The organism is Paenibacillus sp. AK121 (assembly GCF_019042715.1).
GTDB classification, from domain to species: Bacteria; Bacillota; Bacilli; order Paenibacillales; family Paenibacillaceae; genus Paenibacillus; species Paenibacillus polymyxa_C.
Map to the genome: position 1 here is coordinate 24,513 of NZ_JAHPJM010000024.1, position 7,406 is coordinate 31,918.

The window sequence follows — 7,406 nt, forward strand, 5'->3', positions numbered from 1 at the left end:
AGCTATTATTACAGGTATAATATAACGAAGCCTTTTATTTGGGCAGGAAGTTTTCGCGCATTATCAGTCTCAATCTTATCCTTTTCAAGCAGGTGAATCTATGAATTCAAATCACAAACCGTTCCAATCCTTTAAAATCGTACAGTATATGATGACCATCTACAGGCAGCGATTGACGCGTATTTTACTGCCGTTGGCTGTACTGGCTTTTATTATATGGGAGGCTGGACGAGAGCTAAAAGACTTTAATCTGGCACGGATGCTTCATGAGCTGCGGCGAATGGATGCCACGTTTCTCATCGAAATTGGCTTGTTCTCCCTGGTAGCCGTGGCTGCTATGAGTGCTTACGATTATGTAATCAGGCATCATTTCAAGCTTCAAGTCAAGCCTGGAACGACATTCCGGTACGCCTGGATATCAAATACCTTCAATAATGTCTTCGGCTTTGCAGGCTTTACAGGAGCTGGACTGCGCACTGTGCTGTATAAAAAGAGCGGTGTGCCATTGGGTGTCATTACCTCGGCAGTCGTATTTCTTTCGCCTGTCGTCATTACCGGACTATCTTTGCTAGCTTGGGGTGCTATTGTCCATCTGTATCCGGTGCAGCCTGTGCTGGATGCTCACCCATGGCTTCATTGGGCGCTATGGGGAATGGCACTTTACCTGCCTCTATTTCTGATCATGCAGCGCTCCAAAAGGTATGCCACATGGTTCAACAAGGGAGAAGGACAGCTCTCCTGGTTCACCATCTCTGCCTCCATTGGCGCCTCTCTGCTGGAATGGCTGCTGGCTGGTCTTACCTTTGCATGGATCGGCTCGCACTTGCTTCATGAGCTGCCGCTCCATGCTGTGTTCGGTATTTATGTAATAGCCGCAATTGCGGGGTTAATCAGTCTTGCACCCGGAGGAGTCGGTGCATTCGATATTATCGCCCTGCTCGGGCTGCAAATGGCAGGAGCCAACTCGGACCGGGCGCTGGCTGTGCTGCTGGTCTTTCGCGTCTTTTATTACATCATTCCGTGGCTCATCGGCTTGGTATTAGCCGCGCTCGAAATGATTCCGCGTAATGAGCGCTTGAGCCAGCTCGCTGAGACAGGCTGGGATTACTCCCTTAATGCCTGGCAGAAGGTATGGGGCTGGCCTGGTCAATTCCGGTTTTTGGCCGATCTGGGGGTATGGGCGCTTGGGAAACTGGTACTCATCTCCGGCGTGGTGCTTCTGTTGTCGGCAGCTACGCCTGGTCTGCTGTATAGGCTCCGTTTTGCTGAACATTTGCTCAGCCTGCCCGTTATGCGCTTATCGCACGAAATCTCGGTCATCATCGGAATTATGCTTGTCGTTCTGTCCCACGGAATCTCTCTGCGTATTCGCAGAGCATTGCGGCTGACCTTGATACTTCTGCTGACAGGAGCCATTTTCACCTTCACTAAAGGTCTGGATTTTGAAGAAGCCTTTTTCCTGCTGTTCGTGGCATTAATGCTGTGGATTTCGCGTTCAAGGTTTTATCGGGTCAGTGCGCCGCTGAATCGGCACAACATTTTAATATGGGGCGGATTATCTCTACTCGTAACCGGCGCTTATTTTATGATCGGGGCAGGCTCCAATACACCATTTATGCGTCATATACATGCCAAGGTCCATCTGGACTTTTTTATGAACCGCAGCGATTACGGAGTTACAGCCGTATTTAGTTTGATTTTGGCATGGGTATTCCTGACGGTGTATTTCTTTCTTCGTCCTCAGCGTAGCATCAGTAATCTACCCGACGCACAGGAGCTGGTTAAGCTAAAAGAATTTTTGGAACGACAGGGTGGTAACCTCGTTTCTCATATGCTTTTTCTGGGCGATAAATATCTGTATTGGACTAAGGACGAACAGGTGGTTCTCCCCTATGCTCGCAGCCGGGACAAACTGATTGTATTAGGTGACCCTCTCGGTCCAAAAGAACGTGTGAGTGAAGCCATTCAGGAATTCCAACGGTTCGCGGATCGATATGCATTGACGGCTGTATTTTACCAAGCATCACCGGAATATTTGTCCATCTATCACGAGAACGGCTATCGCTTTTTTAAATTGGGCGAGGAGGCGCTCGTGCCGCTCGAGTCCTTTACACTAACGGGCAAAAGCAATCAGGCGCTGCGCAGCGCCAAAAATCGCTTTGACCGCGAAGGCTATTCATTCGAAATGGTCCAGCCGCCTCTAGAGGCGTCATTAATTGAGGAGATGCGTCATATTTCGGATATTTGGCTGGATGGGCGCAAGGAGAAGGGATATTCTCTCGGCTGGTTCAAAGAATCTTACCTTCAGTTGGCTCCAATTGCATTGCTTAGAGACTCCGAAGGGAAGGTCATTGCTTTCGCTACGATGGCCCCAGCTTATGATCATGGGCAGACGGTCTCTATCGACCTGATGCGTCACCTGCCCGACACACCCAATGGAACGATGGATTACTTATTCACACGGGTCATTGAGTGGGCCAAGGAAAGTGGATATACGACATTTAACCTGGGCATGGCCCCGCTGTCCCAGGTAGGACAAAGCGAAAAGGCATTGCGCGAGGAAAAGCTGGCTCGACTCGTTTTTCAATACGGGGGACATTTTTACGGCTTCCAGGGGCTTCGACGCTTTAAGGATAAATTCAAGCCGCAGTGGGAGCCGCGCTATCTGGCCTATCCAGCTTCTGTTTTTCTGCCGATCCTGACGCTGGAGCTGGTATATCTCGTGTCCAAACGCTCGGACTAAACAAGGTACGATACAAAAAGGATTTTGACAGTTTAAAACGATGTAAAAAAGGGTGTTCCCCGCCACAAGTGGTTGCAGGAACACCCTTTTATATTCACTATTTTTCTTAGAAGCTGCCTTTTACAACAACGTCAGACAGTGGGAAACGTCCTGATGGACGTGCTGGCACTTGTGCCTTACCTACACTAATGAGCATGGTTGGCAGGTATCGTGCTGGAATATTGAATTGCTCGATCAATTGTGCTGGAATAAATCCGCCCATTGCGCAAGTATCGTAGCCCAAAGATTTAGCAGCCAGCATAATGTTTTGTGCTGCAAGAGCAGAGTTCAGGATCGCTGCATCGCGAGCTACCTGCGGGTTTTGATAAGCACCATTGATTTGACCTACCAATGCGTCACGGATTTCCGCTGGCAATGCGCCTGCTTCTACCGCTTGATCATAAATGACAGCATTGCGGTTCGCTTCCAAATCACCCAGTACGGCAATCGTAACAGAGCTTTCTGCTACTTGACCTTGGTTGTAGGCGATAGGCAGCAATTTTTGTTTGTCCGCTTCACTTTCGATAACAAGGAATTTCCAATGTTGAAGGTTCCAAGCGGAAGGAGCTTCTACCGCGGCAGTCAAGATAGCTTCTAGATCTTCCTCTGGCATTTTAAAATCCTTTACATAGCTTTTTACCGCGTGTCTTTCACTAATAACAGATAAGGTTTCATTTTTCCGGCTGCTCGACATTCTGGGCACACTCCTAATTTCTTAATATATATCTTGAATCTTTATTAACTTCCCAAACTACTGCAATTATAAAAATGATAGTGAATGATGTCAATATGTTTAAGTATGACCCCGCACTCAAAATACAGTACAATACGGATAAAGACATGCATATCGGCAAATGCCTGCCGATGGGACAAGACACGATGAGTTCATACTGTTCTCATTTGAATTTAAAAAGGAGCGTTACTATGATCGGATCGTTTAAAAAAACGGATATTGCTTTATTTGCCGCGTGGGTAGTAGCTTGTGTGGCGACATTGGGCAGTCTGTATCTCAGCGAAATCTTGGGGTATGAGCCTTGTAAGCTGTGCTGGTTTCAGCGCATTCTAATGTATCCCCTGACCCTTCTGCTCGGAATCGCATATTTTCGAGGCGATACGAAAATACGTATTTACGTTATGCCATTAGCCGTCATCGGTGGTGCGATTTCGGCCTATCATTTTATTATTCAGCGCATCCATGCAGCCGCCAAAGCTGCCACACAAACTTCAACGGCCTGCGGCAGAGTGTCCTGTGAACAGGATTATTTGAACTGGTTGGATTTCATCACCATTCCGTTTCTCGCACTCATTGCTTTTATCCTTATTATTGCAGCGATGGTTTATATCATGCGCCAAGAGAAAAAATCAGCCGCAGGTGAGGTACAAGCACAAGAACTCGCATAAGATGAAAGAGACCCGATTATAGGGCCGGTTACCACCAAAAGGCGTATAATCCGCTTGCCGGAGGAAAGACTGTAACTAAATATATCCATTGCATATGTGCTATAATGTAAAAGGTTTGCAGTCTGTCCAATAACGCTTATATTCCTTATAGAGGGGGCCAGTCCATGTTTCATATCAGCACCCCATTGCTGCAATATGGCGCAACTTTCGGTATGATCTTAATCGCTATATCGGCTATTTTCATCCGTATGAAGACAGGTCATCGCCCGATTAATGCCAAAAAAATCATCATTCCTCCGCTCGGCATGAGCACCGGCTTTATGATGTTTGTGGTGCCAGAAGTACGGGTTCCCTGGCTTTGGGCGCTGGGCGCTTTTCTGATCGGCTGGTTTATTTTTTCCTACCCGTTGATCCGCAGCACCAAATTTGAGTTACAAGAAGGGCTGGTTTTCGTGCAACGCTCGCGCACCTTCTTTTTTATCCTGATCAGCCTGCTGATCGTCCGATTGCTGCTGCATGAATTTATTCAGCATTACATTACCATCCCGCAAACAGCAGGGCTATTTTTCATACTAGCCTTCGGGACGTTGTTACACTGGCGGCTCCGTATGTATTTTCAATATCGTCAGTTCGTTCCGGACGAGGCGGAAGTCCGCATCTGACCAACCGATATTTAACGTGCATACTCGCATGTTGCTGTGTAGACCCAAAAGACCCCTTCTCCTAACAGGAGGTCGTGTCTTTTGGGTCTTTTTAGTCTATCAGGGGCCAATTCATTAAGGTGGTGCTTTTTGTTGTCGTTCTTGAAAACGTCTCACTCTCCCAAGGTTCTGCGGTCAGCTTGGGATTAACGCCTTGATGCCATGCTGCCTGGACGCCGGGCGCTAGGCACTTACTGGGAGCTCTGCTTTGTAAACAGCACGCTGCCGTTTGTGTTATTCTGCGGAGCATAAGCGCCATCCCAGGTGATAAAGAAGCTTGCTCCAGTGTAGACTTCATTCAGGGCGTTGTTCCAAAGCGAATAATCGAATTCCTTGAGCTGATTATTGTTGCGATCCACATGGTCGCCACCCACGGCTGGTCCAATTTCGCAAAAGCCGTAAGTTTTGCCAAGTCCTTTGATGTCATTGTAAGCCATCTTGATTTCATTGTCATTGGACGGATCATCGCTGTAAGCATCGATGCCAATCCATGTGACATAGCTAGAGCCGGGGTAATAAGCAGCCGCGTTAGCTCCTTTATTTGGGGCATAGACAAAATTGACGTTGGACATGCCATTGGTCGTCACGATGTAATTGTACAAATTGATGTACAGGTTCTTATAGTCTGTCGTATTCTTGTTTCCCCACCAGAACCAGCCTCCGTTCATTTCATGGAAGGGTCTGTAGTAAACGGGGGATGAGTTAAACTTTTGCAGACCGGTCACAACATTGTCAACCTGGGCCTTATAATTTTGTAGCCATGCGGGGCTGGACGAATTGATGGATGAAATGTCTGTATTGGCCAAGATATTAAAATCGGAATCAGACATTGGGGCGTTTACATTTCCACCCTGAGGATTGGGCATGTGGGTGGAAACGGTGACGATTTTCCCCAGGTCTTGGATGACGGAGGCGCTATTAGAGGTAATGGAGGCTGCATCGGTGCCCCCCTGGTTCCAGTTCAGCAGATCATAGGAGACAATGTCAGGGTTGTAGGTCCAGACAGGGCTGGTGTTTACACTTCCGTCATAGCCCAGGAACATGCCTGTATAGTTGATATTGCTCTCCGCGCCTGCCGTCATTGGTAGCGAGAATAATAGTGCAGCCCCGGTCAGGGCGCTGATCAAGCTCTTCGTTTTCTTGAATGAATTCATATTGGTTATCCTCCTAATGTTTATATCTTGCTGCTTGTAATCGCAAGGCTTATGGTCAATCACTTCATCCAGCAACTTTTATCATTCTTTTTGTCCATAACATAACCTCCGTTTTTCCTCAATTCTGAGTTCCGTAATGAGTCTTTTTTCTAGTACACCCCTCCTGTTCAATAAGACAATTCTGATTCGCAACCTACATATTTTTCGTTTTAGCGAGTTGATCTCCATTTGCCTAAAGGAATACACTTTTGCGACCCTCAATTATATCGACATCAAGGAAAAAGGTTGAAATAGTTCTATTAGATCAAAAATTAATTCGTATAACAATTAATAAACAACCTTCGCAAAGTGTGGTAGAGACTAAGTGTGTAATAAAGGAAATACTTTTATTTCACTCTTGTGAATTCAGATTCAAATTATTGCTATTTTTGGACTATGTAGAAGATTCATAATCACACACTTAACGTATCCTGTTATCAGTAGTCTAGAGAATAAACACACGTGCAGAATAGTTAGCAACGGTGGATCACTAGCGTCTATTAGAACTAAACTGATCACTCTGAAAACATAGCGTTTATTTTCTTTAAAATGTTGGCTTGGCACTCATGAAACAACCAAAAAAAACGATATTCGGCCTTTGGGCCAAATTCGGTTTTTAGAGGTGAAACTATTATTCCCCAGTTTCCTATTCTTCTTCCTGCGATTTATGTGGAATAATGTAATGCCATTACTCCGTTTCGTTCCAGCATTCGTACAACCAAACAATCAGGAAATGATCTAACAAAGCTTGTACTCACCAACTCTATTCAAAGTGGGACGGATCCAAAGAAATCAAATCTTCAGAGAAATCATACAACTACAATCGTGCTATCGAGTTATGGGATTGGAGCTCCGAGCGACTTGAATTATAAAAGGAGTTTTAAAATAGTGGGGCAACTAACGGGGTATGTTGCTTAGTAAGGACGATGAGTAACCAGTCTGTGTAAATCCATGAAGTATAATAACAACTGCAGAACCATCATCGATTTAGACTATAATGTTCTAACTCTTGAGCTTTATTGACTAGAACACGATATTTTTTTAAAGTACAAAAAAAAAGAGATGGCATAAGCCGTCTCTTTTTTCATCTATATAAAGCGGGTGATGGGAATCGAACCCACGCTACCAGCTTGGAAGGCTGGAGTTCTACCATTGAACTACACCCGCAAAAAAATGGTCGGGATGACACGATTTGAACATGCGACCCCCTGGTCCCAAACCAGGTGCTCTACCAAGCTGAGCTACATCCCGTAATAGATGCCGGTGAGAGGACTCGAACCTCCACGGTTTCCCTCACGATTTTGAGTCGCGCGCGTCTGCCAATTCCGC

At 46.0% G+C, this 7,406-nt stretch carries 5 protein-coding genes and 2 tRNA genes; 3 read left to right on the forward strand and 4 right to left on the reverse strand.

Features of this window, described 5'->3' with window-relative positions:
- The first annotated feature begins 100 nt into the window (after positions 1–100).
- On the forward strand, positions 101–2,743 hold the full coding sequence (gene mprF / locus KSP24_RS24350) for a bifunctional lysylphosphatidylglycerol flippase/synthetase MprF (protein WP_013369122.1): 2,643 nt from the start codon (positions 101–103) through the stop codon (positions 2,741–2,743).
- Between the two features lie 106 nt (positions 2,744–2,849).
- Here mprF and KSP24_RS24355 read toward each other — a convergent pair whose 3' ends face one another.
- Positions 2,850–3,476 carry a nitroreductase family protein gene (locus tag KSP24_RS24355; RefSeq protein ID WP_013369121.1) on the reverse strand — a complete coding sequence of 209 codons (627 nt, stop codon included), beginning with the start codon at positions 3,474–3,476 and terminating at the stop codon, positions 2,850–2,852.
- 230 nt (positions 3,477–3,706) lie between these two features.
- Here KSP24_RS24355 and KSP24_RS24360 point away from each other — a divergent pair, with 230 nt between their 5' ends.
- Entirely contained in the window at positions 3,707–4,183 is a 477-nt protein-coding gene (locus tag KSP24_RS24360) for a disulfide oxidoreductase (RefSeq protein WP_013369120.1), read from the forward strand.
- A gap of 164 nt (positions 4,184–4,347) precedes the next feature.
- Positions 4,348–4,845 carry a CcdC family protein gene (locus KSP24_RS24365; protein ID WP_025676051.1) on the forward strand — a complete coding sequence of 166 codons (498 nt, stop codon included), beginning with the start codon at positions 4,348–4,350 and terminating at the stop codon, positions 4,843–4,845.
- A 230-nt stretch (positions 4,846–5,075) separates the two neighbouring features.
- Here KSP24_RS24365 and KSP24_RS24370 read toward each other — a convergent pair whose 3' ends face one another.
- The 3 genes from KSP24_RS24370 to KSP24_RS24380 form a co-directional block, all read right to left on the reverse strand.
- Positions 5,076–6,038, reverse strand: a complete 963-nt coding sequence (locus tag KSP24_RS24370) for a glycoside hydrolase family 26 protein (protein ID WP_025676052.1) — start codon at positions 6,036–6,038, stop codon at positions 5,076–5,078.
- Positions 6,039–7,173: 1,135 nt separating this feature from the next.
- Positions 7,174–7,244: transfer RNA gene (locus KSP24_RS24375), tRNA-Gly, on the reverse strand.
- A gap of 7 nt (positions 7,245–7,251) precedes the next feature.
- A tRNA-Pro gene (locus tag KSP24_RS24380) sits at positions 7,252–7,328 on the reverse strand.
- Positions 7,329–7,406: the final 78 nt, after the last annotated feature.